Source organism: Arthrobacter sp. StoSoilB22, from assembly GCF_019977315.1.
In the GTDB taxonomy this organism is placed as follows: domain Bacteria; phylum Actinomycetota; class Actinomycetes; order Actinomycetales; family Micrococcaceae; genus Arthrobacter.
The window spans coordinates 3,607,426-3,626,466 of sequence record NZ_AP024652.1 but is presented as its reverse complement, the minus strand read 5'-3'; the positions used below and the strand labels follow the sequence as shown (position 1 = coordinate 3,626,466).

Here is a 19,041-nt window from a genome sequence, read left to right as displayed (position 1 = left end):
CCTGTGCTACTAGCCAATGATTGGCCTCTCTTCCGGGTAGTGGTACAGCTGGCTGCGTTGGCGAAGGGCCAACCCGGCCGCCAGGGTTACGGTGCCTACGCGTCCTGCGAACATGAGGGCGGTCAGGACATATACGCCCGACGGCGGCAGCTCGGCACTGAGGTTAGTGCTCAGTCCCACGGTGGCGAAGGCGGATATGGATTCGAAGAGCACCCTGTCCAGGGAGGCGCCGCTGATGGAGAGCAACAGGAAAGCGGCAACTGAGACCAGGGTGGCTCCGGCCACGATCACGGAGATCGCCACGCGCATGGTTCCTTGGGGAATAGTGCGTCCGTAGACCTTAACGTCGGCGTCGCCGCGCGCTTCAGCCATGATGGCCAGGAACATCACCGCGATGGTTGTCACCTTGATGCCGCCTGCGGTGGACGCGGATCCGCCACCGGCAAACATGAGGGCATCGGTGAGGAGCATGGTGGTGGACTCCATGTGGTTTTGATCCACCAGGTTGAAGCCGCCGGAACGGGTCATCACGGAGGCGAACAAGGAATGGATCACTTTGTCGCCCATGCTCATGTGGCCGATGGTCCGTACGTTGTCCCACTCCATCAACGCCCACAGGACCGTGCCTGCCGCGAGCAGGATGAAGGAGACCTGGATGGTGAGCTTGGTGTGGAGGTTCCACTTCTTCCAGTTGAGCCCGTTCTGCTGCAGCACCATCACCACGGGGAAGCCAAGGCTGCCGAGGAAGACGCCCAGCATCAGCGGAATGAGGATCCAAAGATCTGTCTCGTAAGGGACGATGCCATCGGAGTGCGGCGTGAATCCAGCGTTGTTGAACGCGGAAATCGAGTAAAAAACGCCGTGCCACACCGATTGCCAGAAGCTCTCGCCAAGCACCATGAAGCGGGGGATCAGCACGATGGCCAGAACGGCCTCAATCACCACTGACGTTACGATGACGATCCGGAGCAGGGTACCCACCTCGCCGAGCCTGCCCGCGTTGTTCATGGCTTCCTGTGCGATGAGCTTGCCGCGCACGCCCAGCCGTTTGCTGACCATGAGGGCAAGCAGGGAGGCCAGCGTCAAGGTGCCGAGGCCACCAACGAAGATGCCGATCAGGATGACCAGCTGACCGAAGAAGGTCCAGTGAGTGGCGGTTGAAACTACAGTGAGCCCGGTGACGCAGACAGCGGAAACCGCCGTGAACATGGACTGGTGCAGAGGCGTGACCGTGCCGGCCGCTGAAGCGGCGGGCAAGGACAACAACCCGGTGAAAACCAGGATCACCACGGCAAAGACGGTCAACGCCAAACGCGCGGGCGAGGTGTTGGCAATGTTGTCGACGAAGTCGCGCACGCGCGTGAAGATCCAGAGACCTTCCCGCTCCTGCTGGTTGGGTTGCCAGTTGGTCGGGCTCGTGGACCGCGACTGGCTTTGAGACATGGCGCTCTTCCTCGGTTGAACAAGCTTTCCTGAGTAGTAAACCACTATTCCCGCGGCGTAACCGGGCGGAAGGGTACTCCGGGCTCAGGTAGCCTGTTCTGGATGAACTCAAGGCTTGGAACAACAGCTTCCAGCATTACGCGCTCCGCACTGCCAACGACGGTGGTGTGGGATGCAGCCATGACTGCCTACAACTTTGGTCCGGGTCATCCCATGGCGCCGCAGCGGCTTGAGCTGACAGCGCGGCTCGCCGAATCACTGGGCCTGTTCAACCACAACCATGTGGCCGTTCAGGCACCCAAGGTGGCCACCGACGTCGAACTTTTTTCCGTCCATAGCCGCGAATATGTGGAGGCTGTACGCCGGGTCAGTGCTGATCCCCTCGCTCCTGAGGAGGAGCGCGGACTGGGAACGGAGGACGATCCCGCGTTCGCTGGCATGCACGAGGCCAGTGCCCGCCTCGCGGGCGGTTCACTGGTAGCGGCTGAGGCCATCCTTAGCGGCCAGGCCGTGCGCGCTGTGAACTTCAGCGGCGGAATGCACCACGCAGCGCGCGAGCGGGCCAGTGGCTTTTGTGTTTACAACGACGTCGCGCTGGCCATCCAACGGCTGCTCGACGGCGGCGTGCAACGGGTGGTGAGCATCGACGTCGACGCCCACCACGGCGACGGCACGCAGAGCATTTTCTGGAACGACCCCCGCGTGATGACCATCAGCCTGCACGAAACCGGGCTCACCCTTTTCCCGGGAACCGGCTTTGCCAATGAAACCGGAGGCCCAAATGCCCCTGGGACAGCGGTCAACGTGGCACTTCCCGCCTTCACCGGCGACGCTGCCTGGCTCCGGGCTTTCCATGCGGTGGTGCCACAGCTTGTTGGGGCGTTCCAACCAGAAGTCATCGTCAGCCAGCACGGCTGCGATTCCCACCGGGACGACCCCCTGACGCACCTCAACCTCAGCGTTGATGGGCAGCGTGAGGCGGCCTCCGCCGTCGCCGGCCTCGCCGCCCGCTATTGCGACAACCGCTGGATCGCTACCGGCGGAGGCGGCTACGACGTCACCGGCGTTGTGCCCCGATCCTGGAGCCATCTGATCGGCATGGTGACCCAACGGCCGGTGCCGCTGAAAACACCCGTGCCGGAAGCGTGGCGGAATTACGTGAAGGAAACGTACGGCGTGTGGGCTCCGGAGTCGATGGGCGATGACGTGGACGTCTGGTGGCGCTCCTGGGAAGTTGGTTACGATCCCGCGGATGAGGTTGACCGGACCGTTATTGCCACGCGCAAGGAGATCTTCCCCCTCTACGGCCTGGATCCCTGGTTCGACTGAGCGGTGCCGGTCTGGCTAGGGCCTGTAGCGCCACGAAACAGGGATGCCAATTGGCGTATATGTCGCTAGGGTGTAAGGCATGGTGACTGACGACGTATTTGCCGTCATAGCTGAGGCAACCAGGCGCGACATCCTGGTCTCCCTCCGCTCTGGGGATAAAGCTGTAGGCGAATTGGTGGAAGAACTGGCTGCGAGCCAGCCCACCATTTCCAAGCATTTGAAAGTGCTCCGTGAGGCAGATCTCGTCAGCATGCGCGCGCAGGGCCAGAAGCGTTTCTATGCCCTGAATCCCAAGCCGCTGGCCGGCGTCGCCAGCTGGCTGGAAACGTTCGACGTCGGCACCCCGGCGCCCGCCGTCGTCGCACCTTCGGAGGTGCCGGCCGCAGCTGTGCCGGCCGCAGCAGTGCCGGCCGTAGCGGTGCCGGCCTCTGAGCCTTCCGCCGAGCCGGCGGCCGCTGAGTCTTCAGCCGTTGGTGCCCCCGCTCCGGAGGTCCCGCCTACCCGAGCGGACGCCGTAGGCCAAGCTGTCAAGGTTCACGCGAGCGGAACGCCGGTCACGTTGGATCCGTCCTCGGACGATACTGTGCCCCAACAGATCGGCCGAACCGTTGGCCGCGCTGCCACTAAGGCCGCTGATCTTTTGGCGAATCTTCCGAACCTGCCTAACCTTCCCAAGTTCGGCCGTAAGCGATAGTTGAACCCGACTTAACGTGATACTTATCACATTGTGAGTTTTTGTTAATCTAATGTTTCCTTGAGTTTTCAACGATTTTCTACAGTTGTGTTAACTCCGCGATCCGGGTCACATTGCCTCCGGGTGGAGATCCCACCTCCCTCGGTGCAACCATGAGCGGGACTGATCGTCTCGCCGCTGGCCGGCCCACTGAGGATAGGAAGACGCATGGATTCAAGGCTCGAAGCTGTCCGCGACACTGTGTTGGCGCGGAACCCGGGGGAGAAGGAATTCCACCAGGCCGTCACTGAGGTCTTTGAAAGCCTCGGCCCTGTGCACGATCGTCACCCTGAGTTCCTTGAAGGTGCCGTTCTGGAACGCCTGTGCGAACCGGAGCGCCAGATCATCTTCCGTGTGCCCTGGACCGATGATGCCGGCCGCGTCCACGTAAACCGCGGGTTCCGTGTGGAGTTCAACTCCGCCCTCGGCCCGTACAAGGGTGGGCTCCGGTTCCATCCCTCGGTGTACCTGGGAATTGTGAAGTTCCTCGGCTTCGAGCAGATTTTCAAGAACGCGCTCACCGGCATGCCCATCGGCGGTGGCAAGGGTGGCTCGGACTTCGATCCCCGCGGGCGTTCCGACGCTGAGATCATGCGGTTCTGCCAGTCCTTCATGACCGAGCTGTACCGTCACATCGGCGAGTACACCGACGTCCCGGCCGGCGACATCGGTGTGGGTGGGCGCGAAATCGGCTACCTCTTCGGCCAGTACAAGCGCATCACCAACCGCTATGAATCCGGCGTCCTCACGGGCAAAGGCATCTCATGGGGCGGTTCCCTGGTGCGTCCCGAAGCCACCGGCTACGGTACGGTGATTTTCGCCCAGGAGATGCTCAAAACCCGTGGACAGTCCTTCGACGGACAGCGCGTTGTGGTGTCTGGCTCGGGCAATGTGGCCATCCATGCAATCGCCAAGGCGCAATCCCTTGGTGCCAATGTGGTGGCGTGTTCGGACTCCGCTGGCTACATCGTGGACGAAGCCGGGATCGACGTCGCGCTTCTAAGCCAGATCAAGGAAGTGGAGCGTGGTCGCCTCACGGACTACGCCGCACGCCGGCCGGGCGCCAGTCATGTTGCCGGTGGTTCTGTGTGGGACGTGAACGGCACCGTGGCCTTGCCCTGCGCAACGCAGAACGAACTCGACGGCGACGCTGCGGCCAAGTTGGTGAGCAACGGACTGATCGCCGTGGCTGAGGGTGCCAACATGCCGTCCACACGTTCTGCCGTCTCCGTGTTCCAAGACGCCGGGATCCTGTTCGGTCCGGGCAAGGCAGCCAATGCCGGTGGTGTGGCTACATCTGCCTTGGAAATGCAGCAGAATGCCAGCCGTGACTCCTGGTCCTTTGAGCACACGGAGCAGCGGCTCACGGAGATCATGGTGGGCATCCATGATCGCTGCGCCCAAACCGCGGACGAATACGGTGCGCCCGGAAACTATGTGGTGGGCGCCAACATCGGTGGCTTCGTCAAGGTAGCCGACGCGATGCTCGCCCAAGGTCTGATCTAACACTTTTACCCAACTGAATAGCAGCAGAGCGCGTTTTGAGCCCTCAAAACGCGCTCTGCTGCTACTTACATGGGTGACGGTCAGCGCTGGAGTAGCCGCACGTGGTCCGGGTTCAGGTCCGCCACCTTGCTGACGCCCAGCAGCGCCATGGTGCGGGTCATGTCCTTCTCCAGGATCTGGATGGTGCGGTCCACGCCCTCACGTCCACCGGCCATCAGGCCGTAGAGGTAGGCGCGGCCGATCAGTGCGAAGTCGGCGCCCAGTGCCAGGGCTGCCACAATGTCTGCTCCGCTCATGATGCCCGTATCCAGCATGACCGCGGCCTTGCTGTTGTCCGCCTTCAGCGCTGCGGTAACGTCCGGGAGCAGGTGGAACGGAATGGGGGCGCGGTCCAGTTGGCGTCCGCCGTGGTTGGACAGGATGATGCCGTCGGCACCGTGATCCACAACCTTGCGGGCGTCCTCCACGGTCTGAATGCCCTTGACCACCAGCTTGCCCTTCCACGTTTCGCGGAGCCAGTCCAGGTCCTCGTAGGTCAGGGTGGGGTCGAACATGGAGTTGATGAGGTCAGCAACGGTGCCCGTGTACCGGGAGAGCGAGGCGAATGTCAGTGGCTCGTGGGTGAGGAAGTTGAACCACCAGGCCGGGCGGTACGAGGCGTCCAGCACGGTCTTGATGGTCAGTGCCGGCGGGATGGTCATGCCGTTGCGGACATCGCGGAGACGGGCGCCGGCAACGGCGGTGTCCACGGTGACCATGAGGGTGTCATTGCCGGCCTTGGCGGCGCGCTCGATCAGTTCCAGGGAACGGGCCCGGTCCGTCCACAGGTACAACTGGAACCAGTTCCGGCCGTTGGGGGCAGCGGTGGCCACGTCTTCAATGGACGCCGTGCCCATGGTGGACAGGGTGTACGGAATTCCGGCGGCTTCTGCTGCCTGGGAGCCTGCATATTCGCCTTCGGACTGCATCATGCGCGTGAACCCCGTGGGTGCGATGCCGAACGGAAGGCGTGATTCTTTGCCCAGGATGTCCGTACGGAGATCAATCTTCGAGACGTCGCGGAGGATGCCGGGCCGGAACTCTATGTCCTGGAACGCCTGGCGTGCACGGCGGAGAGTGATTTCTTCTTCGGCAGCACCGTCGGTGTAATCGAAAGGCGCCTGCGGGGTGCGGCGCTTGGCGATCTCGCGCAGTTCCCAGATGGTGCTGGCACGCTTCAGGCGGGCGGTCTTGCTGAATTCGGGCTTCTTGAACTGCATCAGCGGCGCCAGATCGGAGACCTTGGGTACGCGGCGCTTCAGTGCCGGTGGAAGCGCGACGGCGGGTCGCGGCTGTGCGGGACGGGTCACGGTTTCGTCGCTACCAGCATTGGCTGGCGCAGCCGTGATCTTGGGGTCGAGGGTGTCGGTCATGCGGTTCTCCCTTGAATTCTGTGGTCCTACCACTGTGGTCTAACCACACTGTAATCCATGTGGTTGGACCACATCAACTAGTATTCCGGTATGCGTACCCACGAGTTGGTCCTGCAATGGATCGAGAAGCAGCTGTCTGACGGAGACCTCGCCCTGGGGGGACGGCTGCCGGGTGAGCGCGCCATGGCCGAACAACTGCAGGTTTCCCGGACCTCGGTGCGAGAGGCTGTCAGGATCCTTGAGGCAATGGGCGTGGTCCGTGCCGGTGTGGGGTCGGGTAAGGACGCCGGCACGGTGGTGATCGCCGAGCCGGGGTCGGCTCTGGGGTCCACGCTAAGGCTTCATGTTGCTACGCGCCATCTCCCGGTAGCGGACATTGTGGAGACCCGCGTCCTGCTTGAATCCTGGGCTGCGGAACGGGCTAAGGTGGGCGTGCCGGAGCTGGAGGAAGCGGCTGCGCTCCTGGATGAGATGGATACGGCGCCTGACATCGACACTTTCCTGGCCCTTGATGCCCGGTTCCATGTGGCCTTGGCTCAGGCCGCGGGAAACTCGGTGGTCAGCGCGATGATGGCCTCGCTCCGGGGTGCGATCGAGAACTATGCAAGTGAGCTGACGGGACACCTCCCGGACTGGGAAACAACCTGCGCAAGGCTTCGCTCCGAACACCGTGCCATCCTCGCCGCCGTGAACATTCACGACGGCGGCAAGGCGGCTGAGCTTGTTGCAGCGCACATCCAGGGCTTCTACAAAGAGGCGGGAGTGGGCTCCAACCCATCGCCGAAGTAGAGTGCCCCGCGTTGTTTTAGGAGGCGGGCGTGAGTGCGGGCGCCGCGGTGCTCTTGCGGATCTCCACCCGGGGTGAGAACTCATCCTGCGCCTGGGTGGCAGTTTCGCCCGCCTGTTGTATCTGTTCGCGCATCCTCCGCCAGGCCAGGCTTCCGAGCTCGTTGATGGGCACAGCTGCCGTGGTCAACGGGGGCGTGGTGTATTTGGCGAACGGGATGTCATCGAAGCCGGTCACGGAAATGTCCTCCGGAACGCGGACGCCGCGCTCGTGCAAGCCGCTGAGCAGGCCCATGGCCACCAGGTCATTGAAGGCCAGGATTCCGGTGGCGCCGCTGGCGATGATGGCCTCGGTGGATTCGTGGCCGGAGTCGAAGTTGGAGCCACCATAGAGCATCTGCAGCTCGATTTCCGGGTGTTCTGTCCGGAATTGGTCCAGGCCAACAAGGCGCTGGCGGTTGGATGCGCTGTGCTCCGGGCCGGAGAGGAACACCAGGCGGCGGTGCCCGAGTGATACCAGGTGGTGGGCCAGTTCCTGGATGCCTTGCCCGTAATCCACGCTCAGGCTCGGCGTGTTGGTGGCAATGGTGGTGCGGTTGATCAGCACCAGTGGGTGCAGGGTGGGCGCTAGTTCTTCCAGCTCCGCATCGCTCATGCGGGGGGCGCAGAGCACTACGCCATCGCAGCGGCGTCGGGCCTCGCCGGCAAGGATGGCTTCTTCGCTGGTAACTTCCGAGGAATCAGCAATGAGGACGCGGTACCCGTCCTGGGCCGCGGCGATGCTGAGTCCACGGAGGATTGCCTGAAACGTGGGGTTGGCCAGGTCCGGAACTACGATCCCAATGGTGTCAGTTTTTCCGAGGGCCAGGCTGCGCCCCACCGGATTGGGCTGGTACTTCAATTCAACAGCGGCGGCCCTGACCCGTGCGGCAATGCCGGGGTCCACGGCGGCGTTACCGTTCATGACGCGTGACACGGTGGCGTGCGAGACGCCCGCCTTCTCTGCGACATCGGCAATGCCAACGCGCCTGTTGGTGTTCCTGCGTGCCATGTGGCCCCTTCCCATTGGTCGCCTCCCGCATGCTCCGTCGTTGGAGCAGTGGTTGACGTGACCACCAGAGTCTTGATACAAAGCTTATAACGCTCTGAGAAAACGCTTTCTCATGATTCTTCCCATACGAAGCCGGGCCGTCAAGCGGTTCACTCCTGCCTTTTGAAAGGGGCATTCAATATGGTCAACGTCGACTCAGCTGAGACCCAGACCGCATCTGCCGCACCCGCAGCCCAGACTGAAGGCCCCCACCGAACCCGGATAGCGCTCATTGGCACCGGTGGCCGCTCAGAGATGTACATCCGGGCCATCTACGGGCAGCACTCGGACGTCGCTGAACTTATTGCGCTTTCCGATGTCAACCAAGGCCGGGTGGACTTCTACCAGGACCTCATCAAGGAACTGGGCGGAACGGAGCCGGTGGCATCCTTCGAACCTGGCCAACTCACCAGCTTCATCCGGGCAAACGGCATTGAGCGGGTGATCGTCACTACGCCCGACTACACCCACGCGGACTACATCGTGGAGGCACTTGAGGCGGGTGCCGACGTCGTGGTGGAAAAGCCGCTCACCATCGACGTTGAGGGCTGCCGCCGGATCACCGACGCAGTGGCCAAGACGGGCCGCAACGTGGTGGTCACGTTCAACTACCGCTACTCGCCGCGCAACAGTGCGTTGAAAGAAGTTATCCAGAACGGCGTGATCGGGAAGGTAACGTCCGTCGACTTCAGCTGGGTGCTGGATACCGTGCACGGCGCTGACTACTTCCGCCGCTGGCACCGCGAGAAGAAGAACTCCGGCGGCCTGCTCATTCACAAGGCTTCGCACCACTTCGACCTGGTCAACTGGTGGATCAACGATGTTCCGGAGCGCGTGTTTGCCTCCGGTGGCCTGCGCTTCTACGGCGACAAGAATGCAGCCGAACGTGGCCTGGGAGCCCGTCCGGAGCGCGGCACCGTTGATGGCCTTGAGCACGATCCCTTCCGCTTGGACATGCGCGACGACGAGCGCCTGAAGGCCCTGTACTACGACAACGAAAAGTTTGACGGCTACATCCGCGATCAGGACGTCTTCACCGAGGGCATCACCATCGAGGACAACCTCGCCCTGGTGGTTGACTACCAGGGCGGCCCGACGCTGAGCTACTCCCTGAACGCCCACAGCCCGTGGGAAGGTTACCGCGTCACCGTCAACGGCACCGAAGGCCGGGCTGAGCTCGAAGTGGTGGAACGTGCCGCCGTCGAATCCAGCACCGATAAAAAGACCGTGGTGGACCCCAGCGCCACACCCATCGAAGAAGAAGACGCAGTGCGCCGAAACGGTGAACGCCTGGTGGTCCAGCGCCACTGGGAAGCTGCGTACGAAGTTCCGATCATCAACGGCGAGGGTGGCCATGGTGGCGGCGACAATCTGCTGCTCTCGGACCTCTTCAACGGTCCCGGCATTGACCCGCTGGGCCGCCCGTCCGGCTACATCGATGGGCTCCGGTCCGTGTCGGTGGGCATCGCGGGCAACAAGTCACTGGACACCGATCTTCCCGTCCGTATCAGCGAACTTGGCCTCGGCGCCGACCTCAGCCGCGGCCAGGACTGACCAGCCAACAGAAACCAGGAAACGCACATGAGCAGGATTTTTGTCACCGGCGGTTCCGGCCGGTTGGGCCGCAGCGTGGTGGCCGGACTGGCCCAGGCCGGCCACACCGTGATTTCGGTTGACCGGGATGCCATTCCGGCAGAGCACTTGCCGCCCGGAGCCGAGCAATACACCGCAGATCTGCTGGCGCCGGGGGAGGCGGAGCGGCTCATCCGCGAAACAGCGCCCGACGCCGTCATCCACCTCGCTGCTATTGCGGTACCTTTCAGCGCGCCCGAGGACGTCATTTTCAGCACGAACACCCGGCTCGCCTTTGCGGTTGTCAGTGCGGCCACTGACGCCGGTGTCCCGAAGATCGTGACGGCGTCCAGCCCCACCGCCCTGGGCTACGGTTCACCGGCCGGGTGGCTGCCGCCGTCGTTCCCCTTGGACGAGCAGACGCCGCCCAAGCCGTGGAACGCCTATGCGCTGTCCAAACTGATCGCCGAGCAAACCGTGCAGATGTTCGCGGCCGCGCAGGGCGAGAAGATCCGTTATGCGGCATTCCGCCCGTGCTACGTCATCTCGCCGGAGGAATGGGAAGGTGCGCTGACGCAGCAGGGACACACTGTCCGCGAGCGCCTGGATGATCCTGCGCTGTCCGCTCCGGCCCAGTTCAACTATGTTGACGCCCGGGACGTAGCCGATTTCCTGGATGTGCTCCTGGACAAGATGGACTCGATCCCCAACGGCGAGGTGTTCTTCGTTGGCGCGAAGGATGCCCTGGCCACGGCTCCGCTGGCAGAGCTCTTCCCGCGGTTTTTGCCGGGTAGCGGTCCCATCACCGGGCACCTTTCCGGCACCAGTCCGGCGTTTTCCATTAGTAAGGCCCGGGAATTGCTGGGGTGGGAGCCCAAGCGCTCGTGGCGCAGCGAACTCACGCCTCCCTACCAAGGCGCCGACACCGCGTCTGACCAAGAGAACCAACAAGCAGCACTCAATGACGAGAATCCCGCGCGCCTGGTGGCAGCGGGAGCAACAAAGGAGACCCCATGAACTTCGACGGCGTACTGTTCTTCCCCGTCACACCCTTCGCCGAGGACGGCAGCGTGGACGTTGCCCTGTTGAAGGAGCACATCACTTCCCGGCTTCCGTTCGGCCCGGGCGGCGTGTTCCCTGCTTGCGGCACCGGTGAATTCCATGCGCTCTCCCTGGATGAGATCCGCACGGTGGTGACCGCCGCCGTCGAGGCCGTTGCGGGAGCGGTGCCGGTGGTTTCCGGTGCGGGTGGTCCGCTGGGTCACGCGATCGCTGCAGCCAAGGTTGCTGAGGAAGCCGGTGCGGACGCCCTTCTGGTGCTCCCGCCGTATCTGGTGACTGGGCCTACCGATGGCGTGGTGGCTTACGTCGAAGCCATCGCGGCCGCGAGTAGCCTGCCGGTGATCGTGTACCACCGTGGGACTGCCAAGTTCACCGCCGAGGCCATCACCCGCCTGACGGCCAACCCCAAGGTTGTTGGATTTAAGGACGGGATCGGCGATGTGGGCCTGGCCCAGGAAATCGTGTCGGCCATCAACGCCAGCGGTCGCACCGACTTCGCACTCTTCAACGGCCTCCTCACGGCGGAACTGACCCAGGGCGCCTACCGCGGCCTCGGCATCCCGCTGTATTCCTCGGCTGCTTTCGCCATGGCCCCCGAAATCGCCAAGGCGTACTACGACGCCTATGTGTCCGGTGACGAGGAGCGCCGCCACGCGCTCCTTGAAGGTTTCTACGCGCCGCTGGTCCGGCTCCGCGACCAGACTCCTGGCTTCGGCGTCTCATTGATCAAGGCTGGCTTGCGCCTCGCCGGGCTTCCTGTCGGTCCGGTCCGCCCACCGCTGGTGGACCCCAGCGAGGAACAGCTCTTGGAGCTCAAGTCCATCCTGGCCAAGGGCCACGAGCTGGCCGGCCGCTGATGCCCGCCCGCATCACGGGCCTCTCCACCCGGCTGATCACGGTCCCGCTGCTGCGCAGCTGGGGCGTGGAGGCGCCGGAGAACCATGTGATTGTCACCGAGCTGACCACGGACGACGGCGGCGCGGGCCACGGCTTCTCGTGGACACCCACCATTGGTCCCCATGCGGTGAAGGCCCTGCTGGATCACGACATCGCCCCGTTCATCCTGGGTTTGGAAGCGAATCCGGAGATCGTGTGGGACCAACTCTGGAAGAGGCTTCACGAGGTTGGCGGGGGAGGACTGACCACCATCGCGATGGCCGGCGTGGACCTGGCGCTGTGGGACCTGAAGGCGCGGCAGGCCGGGACGTCCGTCACGGGGCTTTTGGGCCAGCGCCAGGAATCCGTGGAGGTGTACGGCTCCGGAGTGAACCTGCACTACACCTTGGAGCAGCTGGTGGAGCAGGCGCAGCGCTGGGTTGCTGCGGGACACAACGCGGTGAAGATCAAAGTGGGCAAGCCCGAGCTTCGGGAAGACGCCGAGCGCGTTGCTGCCGTCCGCCAGGTGATCGGCCCGGACCGGCTGCTCATGATCGACGCCAACCAGCGCTGGGACCTGGCCCACACGTTCCGTGCATTGGATATCTTGGGGGAGTACGGACTGGAGTGGTTGGAGGAGCCGATCCGTGCCGATGACCTGTGGGCCTACCGCCGCCTGCGCAAGCACTCCCCGGTGCCCATTGCCCTGGGCGAGAACGTCCACACCATCTACCGCTTCCGCGACTTCATCGAGGCCGAAGCGGTGGACATCATCCAGCCCAACATCGTCCGGGTGGGTGGTATTACCCCCTTCCGGAGAATTGTTGAACTGGCACGGGCCAACAGCATCCGGGTTGCTCCGCACCTTCTTCCGGAACTCTCCGGACAGTTGGCCCTCACCCTGGCTGAGGCCGTGAGCGTTGAAGACGTGGAGGATGCCTCGTTCCAGCAGCTGGGCATCCTGGCAGGACCTTCTCCGATCCGGATCCACAACAGCCGGCTCACCTCGTCCGGCCTTCGCGGGCTTGGCTTCGACTTCAGCTCTACGCCGCACACAGCAGGGCCGCACGCACCTGAGGCGGCAGCCCCAGAGCATTCCGCCCCTGAGAGTAAAGGAAACCGCATTGAGTACAGCAACTCTTGACCTGACCGCCGTTACAGCGGCAGCTACCGAGGCGGCAAAGGTGACCGCAGCGGCCTCCGACGCCGAGCGCGCCGCCTGGCTGACCGCCGTCGCCGACGCTTTGGACGCCAACGTCACCGAACTGGTGGCCATTGCCGATTCCGAGACGAGCCTTGGCACAGTCCGGCTCACAGGTGAGGTGGCGAGGACCAGCGGGCAACTGCGGTTGTTCGCCAACGTGATCACTGAGGGCTCGTACCTCGAAGCCGTCATCGACCACGCCGACCCAACGGCAACTCCGCCCAAGCCCGACCTTCGCCGCATCCTGCGTCCGATTGGTCCGGTGGCCGTTTTCTCGGCGTCGAACTTCCCGTTTGCGTTTTCCGTGGCCGGCGGCGACACCGCGTCCGCGTTGGCCGTTGGCTGCCCGGTGATCGTCAAGGCACACTCGGGTCACCTCCGCCTGTCCCAGCGGACCGCCGAGATCGTCACCGAAGCGCTGGCAAAGGCCGGAGCCCCGGACGGAATCTTTGCCCTGGTCAGTGGCCGGGAGGCCGGCACGGCACTGGTCCAGGATCCTGCCATTAAGGCCGTCGGCTTCACCGGCTCCATCCCGGGCGGGCGCGCGTTGTTCGATCTCGCGTCCTCCCGGCCGGAGCCCATTCCTTTCTACGGCGAGCTGGGCAGCCTCAACCCCGTAGTCATCACTGCGGACGCCCTCGCGGAACGAGGACAGCAACTCGCCGCCGGTCTGGCTGGGTCCTTCACCCAGGGCGCCGGCCAGTTCTGCACCAAGCCCGGGCTGGTCTTCATCCCCGAAGGCACGGACTTTGCTTCACACCTGGCCGAGGCCAGCAAGGACAAGCCCACCGCTGCCATGTTGACCGAGCGGATCGCAGAGGCCTACCCGGACGGGCTCCGTAACGTCGCAGACCAGCCGGGTGTCGCCGTCGTCAGTGGCACCGTCCAGCAGGACAGCCTGGCCGACGGCGCCGCGCCCGTGGTGTTCTCCACCAGCGCCGCCAACGTGTTGGCACGCCCGGATGAACTGTTGGAGGAGTGCTTCGGCCCCACCACGCTGCTCATTGAGTACGCCAACCAGGAAGAACTCTCCGCGGCACTCGCGAAGGTCCCTGGCAGCCTCACGGGCACGGTGCACGCCCAGCCGGGCGAGGATGTCTCCGCCCTTGTGGAGCAGCTCAGCGGTCTGGCCGGGCGGGTCCTGTTCGATGGCTGGCCCACGGGCGTCGCCGTGAACTGGGCCCAGCAGCACGGTGGCCCCTACCCGGCTACGACGTCCCTGTTCACCTCGGTGGGCGCTACTGCTGTGCGCCGCTTCCAGCGTCCGGTGGCTTACCAGGACGCCCCGGAAAGCGTGCTGCACCCTGCCTTGCATGACGCCAACCCGCTGGGCATCCCGCGGCGCGTGGACGGCGTACTCACGCTCAGCTAACCCCGGCTACCGCACCCGTAGGGCACACGAAAGGGGCGGGGTCACCAACACGGTGACCCCGCCCCTTTCGGGTTGCTTACGGGCGCAGCGTCAGCGGACGACGACGGCCGTCAACTGGGGTGGTCGGCCACCGTTCGTCGACGGTCAGGACGCGCATGCCGGATTCAGTGAGCAGCACCGTGTCCTCGATCTTCACACCGGGGCCGGACGGGTTCCACGTGAAAGGCTGGTTGAGCACCACGGTATCCGTAACGTCTGCGGTGACCCGGGGATCGCGCCCCGCATAGCCGGCCGGGCCGCCCTGGTGGTGAAGCGTCCACTGGTCCTCGCCAAAGCCGTGCCGGAGGTATGCCAGTTTGATCTCGGCGAAGATCTCATTGAGCCGGGCGCCGGGAACCGTCGCCCGGAGAATGTCCGCCTCAACTGCGGCGATGCGGGCCTCGGCATCGAGCTCCTGGGGAGTGCCGGCGTCGAATGCTACCCAACGGGTAACGTTGGCAACCAGTCCGTTCCGACGGGCGCAGACCACAGCCATGGCGCGGCGTCCGATGGGGGAGTGCGTGGCCAAGGGGTGGCGGAAGTCGCTGCGGGACGCTCCGTTGCAAAGGAGGACCAGCGGCTCGGCTCCTACCGAAACGATCCGCGCGGCCAGCTCCGAGACGAGCTGGAATTCCGTGGTTTCCGGCGTCGCAGCAGCAAGGACATCGGTCATGGCGGCGGCAGCATCGGCGGAAAGTTCGGCGTAGCGGGCCGTCTCGCCGGGAAGCAGTTGCTGCCGGGCCGCACGCAGTTCAGCGGTCACAGCCGCTTCCAGCAACGGGTCGCCGTCAAGGGCCAGCCCGGCCGCGAAGGCCTGCAACTGGCCATGCCAGGGAACCGTGTCAAGGCTGACGTCCTCGGGCAATTCTTCAGCTGCGATCCGGCCGGCCTCGTTGTTGAACGTGACCAGGTGATCACCGGTGCGGTCCACCAAGAGGGCGGCAATGGGGTCGCCGGCCAGGCTGATGTGCACGCGGCTGCCGTCCAAGTACCAGGTAAGGGCTGTGTTGGATGTCAGCAGCAGCGAGTCGCGACCCGCTGCGTCCATGATGTCCAACACCCGCCGGCGCTTCACTGCACGGTCGGCGACGTTGCCGGGCGCAGTCAGAGGGCCGGGTGCAGTGGGCTGGCTTCGCGCAGTGACTGCGGTCAGAGCTGGCGTGAATTGAGTAGGCGTGGTCATGCCGGTTCCCCCAAAGTTGTGATGAGTTGTTCAATGTCTTGTGTGGCCAGGAAGCCGTCCGTGATGAGGACGGTGACGGTTCTGTGGACAGGTTTTCCCGGTTCGGCGGTCACCGGGGTGTCCCAGGCCAAGGACAGCCCAACCCCGGGGTACCCCGAGTGCCGCACGAACCACGGATCCGGTGCCTGCGGTGAGGCAAGGAACACGAGGGTTGCCGGGCGTCCCAGCCCGGGGACGCCGGTGACGGGCGTAGCGGTGGCTGTGCCGGCGTCGAACGTTCCGGACCAAGCCAGCCATGGCGCCACGGTGCCATGTACGGCGTCCTCGCCCCGCGCGTCCGGTGTCCAAATAGTCGCGTCGCCAACCTTGGGGAGCCGCCAGAAGAAGCCGCCGTAACCACCTTGCGGCCGCCCGTTGGAGCCCGGGCTGCCCAGCAGCACCGGACGTCCCGTGGCTGAGTCCAGTGTGAAGTCCAGCGTCAGTTTCCACGTTGAATGTCCGACGGCGGACCAGCGCCACTCGCGCTGTTCGCGGAGCACGGGTGTGCCGTCCGGGCCGATCCAGCTCAGCTGTTCGCGCCTGTGTCCTTCACTGTGCTCCGCGGACTCTGTGACGATCCTGCCGTGATCCTTACGCCAAACGTACGCTCCGGCGTCGCGGGTGTAGGTCCGGCCGCCCCAGAAGTTGATGCCGTCCACGTCCTGGAGGGCCACTCCCGCCCCGAGGTGCCACACATGGTCCTCTGGCACGTGGTCCGTGACCACGGTTCCCGCCAGCGTCCGCACCGGGTGGAGGTAGGGGCGGGGGGAGGACGTAGGCCGGATCCGGGTCCCGTCCTGCAGGGTAGCGACAGGGACGCCATTAACGTGCAGAGTTTCATGGGCTTGCAGGGCGGGCTCGTCGGAAACGGTCCAGGGCGCTCCAAGCTCCGCGAACGTGGCCTGCCCCAGGGCTGCCCGGCGGATCAGCGATTCGATGCCATGGACCACGGGGTGGGCGGCGTCACCCTCACCTTCCCAGGTGATGAATTCCGGGTGGATCAGCCGGGGAGCATCTGCTGTGCGGATGGCCTCCAAGACAGAAACGTAGGCACCCGATCCGGACAGCGGGCTGAGCAGATCCCGCTCCGTGCGGGCGGCCAGCAGGTTCTCCAGCAGGTCGGTCCGCCCAAAGGTCTCCGTCCGGGTGCCTTGGGGGGAGGTAACCTCCACGCGGTCCTCCGTGTAGAAGAGGGTGAGCTGACCGAGAGTCCCGTCAATGGTGACCGTCGGCGCGGACTGCACGGGCGCGCACAGGGTCAGGGCGCACGTCAGCACAGTACTTCCCGTAATCCGGACCCGCACCACGGACGTGTCGTCGCTTTCGGTGTGGTTGGCGCGGTACAAGTCCGTCTCCACGGAATCAACGTCCGCCACAGTCCGCGCACCAGCTAGCCGGAGACCGGTAGCCACAGCATGTGCCAAGGCATTGGTGGCCACTCCGTCCACCACGTCGGTCCCGTTGAGGCCCCGCTTGCCGGCCCATCGTGACCGCTTGAAGTACGCCTTGTTCCGCAGCCACAGTCCGGTAGCGCTGATGCCTCGGACATCGCCGATCTCGCCGGATGCCACCACGGCCTCGATTGCGGGCAAAGCCTCCGAGCCCAGGCTCTGAAAACCCACCTGCACCAGACGGCCGGCGCTCGCAGCCGCCTCCATGAGCTCCTCGAATTGGGCCATGGAAGCCACCGGCGGTTTTTCCAAGTACACGTTGGCACCTGCGTTGAGGGCGGCGAGGGCAAGAGGTGCGTGGGTTTGGATGGGGGTGGAGACGATGACCACGTCCGGTTTGGTACCTGCAGCCAGGAGCTCGTCAAGGGAAGCGAAGACCTTCACCTCCGGGCCCAGCGTTCCGTCCGCCGGGGGCAGGGGATCGGCGACGGCCACCAACTCCAAGACGCCGTTGGCACTCAGCCTGCCGAGGTTGTCCAAGTGCCGTTCGCCGAAACCGTGCACGCCCACCAGCGCGATGCGCGGGAGCCGGGCAATGCGCTCGGTGGTGGCGGTCAGGGGTTGTGTCATGAGGCTGTCCTAGCGGGGTCAGGTGCGTGGGTAGCGGTGGTGGGGCGGGGCTGCAATGCGGAGGTGAGGAACGCGGCGGCCTCGTCCTGCATGGCCCGGGTGAAGACGTGTGGTTCCTGCCAGAAACTTCCGGTGTAGCGGGCGGGCATGCCCTCCACTAGATGCTGGTGCGCGTCGCGCATACCCCGTTCCGGGAACAGGGGGTCATCCAGGGCGTATTGGACCAGCACTTTTTCGGCAGTGGAACGGATGGCCAGGTCCGGCCAGTCACCCAGCCCGGCCAGGCCCGGAGAGTGCAGTAACCAGGAATGCGCGTCCAAGTATGAGGGCAGGAGTGACTCGAAGGTGGTCATCATGCACGTGACCACGTAGCTGCGGATCAGCGGGCTCAGGGCACCGAGTACCATCGCCCGTCCGCCCCCGCCGGAGAATCCCAGGCAACCGAGCCGATCCCTATCCACGCCCGGCAGGGACGCGAGGACACCCAGGGCCGCGAGGTCGTCATGCGCAACGGTCCCGGCCACGGTGGTCCCGATCAGCGTTGCGGCTTTCGCCACGGTTTCCTCGTGGGAAGCCGCCGCGGCGTCGTAATGTTCCGCCACGGAAAGTTCGACGCCGGCCTCCCGCCATAGTGCCTTCCGGCCGTTGACGGCGTTGGCAGTCCGCCACGGAAGGGGATCGAGTTCAAAGCGTCGGCTGCCCCACATGAAGGCATCGTGCGCAAGGACGGCAAAGCCCTGCCGGGCCAACCACGTGGCGAGTGCCCGGCCGCCGTAGAGCTTTGCCCTGACGTCCAGGGGCGGCAACGCAAGCGACGAAAAACCGGAGCCGACCGCCGCGGAGGTGCCGCCCTCGTTGCCTTCCGGGTTGTGTTCGAACCGCACCAGCCGCTCAGCGCCGTATGCCTTGATTCCGCCATGGCAGTGAAGGGCGAGCAGTCCGGGCTGCGGGCCGGTTGCCCCGGCGGGTCGTACGAACCAGGCGGATGTGGCAGGGCCGAAACCCAACTGCCACTGCAGATGCGAGGTGATGACGCCGTCGTGCTCCGATTCGGCAAGCACTGTGTACTCAATGTCTGGTATTACGGCGGGCACGCCAAGGGTGTCGGCAAGTTGTCTGGCTTCTGGTGGGCCGGCGGTGAGCTCGGCAGCGAATCGGTGCTTGGCTGCATAGGCCGGCCAATCCTCGTAACCAGCAAGTGCACTGGGTCGGGTGGGGGATGCTGCCATGTCAACGGTGGTCATGGCAGGCGGAGTCGGTGGGGAACAATAGTGTCCTGCCTTATCGATGCGGAAGGTGTGCTCCAGCGCACGCCGGGCTTCGTCAGCGTGGAAAAACAAGTTGGGGCGGTTTCCTAAGAAAACGCTTTCTCAA

At 64.6% G+C, this 19,041-nt stretch carries 15 protein-coding genes; 9 read left to right on the top strand and 6 right to left on the bottom strand.

From position 1 onward, the window contains the following. Nucleotides 1-9: 9 nt before the first annotated feature. Nucleotides 10-1,443 (bottom strand): TrkH family potassium uptake protein, encoded by a 1,434-nt coding sequence (locus tag LDN70_RS16785; protein ID WP_142938058.1) that lies wholly within the window; start codon nucleotides 1,441-1,443, stop codon nucleotides 10-12. 102 nt (nucleotides 1,444-1,545) lie between these two features. Here LDN70_RS16785 and LDN70_RS16780 point away from each other — a divergent pair, with 102 nt between their 5' ends. The 3 genes from LDN70_RS16780 (at nucleotide 1,546) to gdhA (ending at nucleotide 5,011) form a co-directional block, all read left to right on the top strand. Continuing rightward, complete coding sequence (locus tag LDN70_RS16780; protein WP_223940851.1) at nucleotides 1,546-2,772, top strand: acetoin utilization protein AcuC; 1,227 nt, start codon at nucleotides 1,546-1,548, stop codon at nucleotides 2,770-2,772. Between the two features lie 79 nt (nucleotides 2,773-2,851). Beyond that, entirely contained in the window at nucleotides 2,852-3,466 is a 615-nt protein-coding gene (locus tag LDN70_RS16775) for an ArsR/SmtB family transcription factor (protein ID WP_223940850.1), read from the top strand. A gap of 207 nt (nucleotides 3,467-3,673) precedes the next feature. After that, entirely contained in the window at nucleotides 3,674-5,011 is a 1,338-nt protein-coding gene (gene gdhA, locus LDN70_RS16770) for an NADP-specific glutamate dehydrogenase (RefSeq protein WP_142938061.1), read from the top strand. Between the two features lie 80 nt (nucleotides 5,012-5,091). Here gdhA and LDN70_RS16765 read toward each other — a convergent pair whose 3' ends face one another. After that, a complete protein-coding gene (locus tag LDN70_RS16765) occupies nucleotides 5,092-6,423 on the bottom strand; it encodes an alpha-hydroxy acid oxidase (RefSeq protein WP_284705256.1) in 1,332 nt (443 codons plus the stop codon). 90 nt (nucleotides 6,424-6,513) lie between these two features. Here LDN70_RS16765 and LDN70_RS16760 point away from each other — a divergent pair, with 90 nt between their 5' ends. Continuing rightward, nucleotides 6,514-7,212, top strand: coding sequence for a FadR/GntR family transcriptional regulator (locus LDN70_RS16760; protein ID WP_223940849.1), 699 nt, complete (start codon nucleotides 6,514-6,516; stop codon nucleotides 7,210-7,212). 16 nt (nucleotides 7,213-7,228) lie between these two features. Here the strand turns inward: LDN70_RS16760 and LDN70_RS16755 are convergent, their stop codons facing one another. Beyond that, nucleotides 7,229-8,260: a LacI family DNA-binding transcriptional regulator gene (locus tag LDN70_RS16755; protein WP_166841818.1), complete on the bottom strand. Its 1,032-nt coding sequence runs from the start codon at nucleotides 8,258-8,260 to the stop codon at nucleotides 7,229-7,231. Nucleotides 8,261-8,440: 180 nt separating this feature from the next. Here LDN70_RS16755 and LDN70_RS16750 point away from each other — a divergent pair, with 180 nt between their 5' ends. Genes LDN70_RS16750 through LDN70_RS16730 form a run of 5 tightly spaced genes read left to right on the top strand, consistent with a single transcriptional unit; the run spans nucleotide 8,441 to nucleotide 14,385 of the window. Continuing rightward, a complete protein-coding gene (locus tag LDN70_RS16750) occupies nucleotides 8,441-9,853 on the top strand; it encodes a Gfo/Idh/MocA family protein (RefSeq protein WP_223940848.1) in 1,413 nt (470 codons plus the stop codon). 27 nt (nucleotides 9,854-9,880) lie between these two features. Beyond that, nucleotides 9,881-10,888, top strand: a complete 1,008-nt coding sequence (locus tag LDN70_RS16745; RefSeq protein ID WP_142938066.1) for an NAD-dependent epimerase/dehydratase family protein — start codon at nucleotides 9,881-9,883, stop codon at nucleotides 10,886-10,888. Continuing rightward, complete coding sequence (locus LDN70_RS16740) at nucleotides 10,885-11,790, top strand: 5-dehydro-4-deoxyglucarate dehydratase (RefSeq protein ID WP_166841815.1); 906 nt, start codon at nucleotides 10,885-10,887, stop codon at nucleotides 11,788-11,790. Before LDN70_RS16745 ends, LDN70_RS16740 begins: the two co-directional genes overlap by 4 nt. Beyond that, complete coding sequence (locus LDN70_RS16735; protein ID WP_223940847.1) at nucleotides 11,790-12,953, top strand: mandelate racemase/muconate lactonizing enzyme family protein; 1,164 nt, start codon at nucleotides 11,790-11,792, stop codon at nucleotides 12,951-12,953. Before LDN70_RS16740 ends, LDN70_RS16735 begins: the two co-directional genes overlap by 1 nt. Next, nucleotides 12,934-14,385 carry an aldehyde dehydrogenase (NADP(+)) gene (locus tag LDN70_RS16730; protein WP_223940846.1) on the top strand — a complete coding sequence of 484 codons (1,452 nt, stop codon included), beginning with the start codon at nucleotides 12,934-12,936 and terminating at the stop codon, nucleotides 14,383-14,385. The genes LDN70_RS16735 and LDN70_RS16730 overlap by 20 nt, the downstream gene beginning before the upstream one ends. Before the next feature lie 76 nt (nucleotides 14,386-14,461). Here LDN70_RS16730 and LDN70_RS16725 read toward each other — a convergent pair whose 3' ends face one another. From LDN70_RS16725 to LDN70_RS16715, 3 genes are read right to left on the bottom strand one after another with little or no spacing between them, the layout of a single operon-like run. Continuing rightward, a complete protein-coding gene (locus tag LDN70_RS16725) occupies nucleotides 14,462-15,607 on the bottom strand; it encodes a M24 family metallopeptidase (RefSeq protein ID WP_223940845.1) in 1,146 nt (381 codons plus the stop codon). Next, on the bottom strand, nucleotides 15,604-17,667 hold the full coding sequence (locus LDN70_RS16720) for a DUF6807 family protein (RefSeq protein WP_223940844.1): 2,064 nt from the start codon (nucleotides 17,665-17,667) through the stop codon (nucleotides 15,604-15,606). Before LDN70_RS16720 ends, LDN70_RS16725 begins: the two co-directional genes overlap by 4 nt. After that, nucleotides 17,664-18,911, bottom strand: coding sequence for an acetylxylan esterase (locus LDN70_RS16715; RefSeq protein WP_223940843.1), 1,248 nt, complete (start codon nucleotides 18,909-18,911; stop codon nucleotides 17,664-17,666). Before LDN70_RS16715 ends, LDN70_RS16720 begins: the two co-directional genes overlap by 4 nt. Nucleotides 18,912-19,041: the final 130 nt, after the last annotated feature.

What these genes read in the sequence shown, in the direction of transcription:
- LDN70_RS16785 (WP_142938058.1), bottom strand. Translation starts at nt 1,443, where the DNA reads ATGTCTCAAAGCCAGTCGCGGTCCACGAGCCCGACCAACTGGCAACCC.
- LDN70_RS16780 (WP_223940851.1), top strand. Translation starts at nt 1,546, where the DNA reads ATGAACTCAAGGCTTGGAACAACAGCTTCCAGCATTACGCGCTCCGCA.
- LDN70_RS16775 (WP_223940850.1), top strand. Translation starts at nt 2,852, where the DNA reads ATGGTGACTGACGACGTATTTGCCGTCATAGCTGAGGCAACCAGGCGC.
- gdhA (WP_142938061.1), top strand. Translation starts at nt 3,674, where the DNA reads ATGGATTCAAGGCTCGAAGCTGTCCGCGACACTGTGTTGGCGCGGAAC.
- LDN70_RS16765 (WP_284705256.1), bottom strand. Translation starts at nt 6,423, where the DNA reads ATGACCGACACCCTCGACCCCAAGATCACGGCTGCGCCAGCCAATGCT.
- LDN70_RS16760 (WP_223940849.1), top strand. Translation starts at nt 6,514, where the DNA reads ATGCGTACCCACGAGTTGGTCCTGCAATGGATCGAGAAGCAGCTGTCT.
- LDN70_RS16755 (WP_166841818.1), bottom strand. Translation starts at nt 8,260, where the DNA reads ATGGCACGCAGGAACACCAACAGGCGCGTTGGCATTGCCGATGTCGCA.
- LDN70_RS16750 (WP_223940848.1), top strand. Translation starts at nt 8,441, where the DNA reads ATGGTCAACGTCGACTCAGCTGAGACCCAGACCGCATCTGCCGCACCC.
- LDN70_RS16745 (WP_142938066.1), top strand. Translation starts at nt 9,881, where the DNA reads ATGAGCAGGATTTTTGTCACCGGCGGTTCCGGCCGGTTGGGCCGCAGC.
- LDN70_RS16740 (WP_166841815.1), top strand. Translation starts at nt 10,885, where the DNA reads ATGAACTTCGACGGCGTACTGTTCTTCCCCGTCACACCCTTCGCCGAG.
- LDN70_RS16735 (WP_223940847.1), top strand. Translation starts at nt 11,790, where the DNA reads ATGCCCGCCCGCATCACGGGCCTCTCCACCCGGCTGATCACGGTCCCG.
- LDN70_RS16725 (WP_223940845.1), bottom strand. Translation starts at nt 15,607, where the DNA reads ATGACCACGCCTACTCAATTCACGCCAGCTCTGACCGCAGTCACTGCG.
- LDN70_RS16720 (WP_223940844.1), bottom strand. Translation starts at nt 17,667, where the DNA reads ATGACACAACCCCTGACCGCCACCACCGAGCGCATTGCCCGGCTCCCG.
- LDN70_RS16715 (WP_223940843.1), bottom strand. Translation starts at nt 18,911, where the DNA reads ATGACCACCGTTGACATGGCAGCATCCCCCACCCGACCCAGTGCACTT.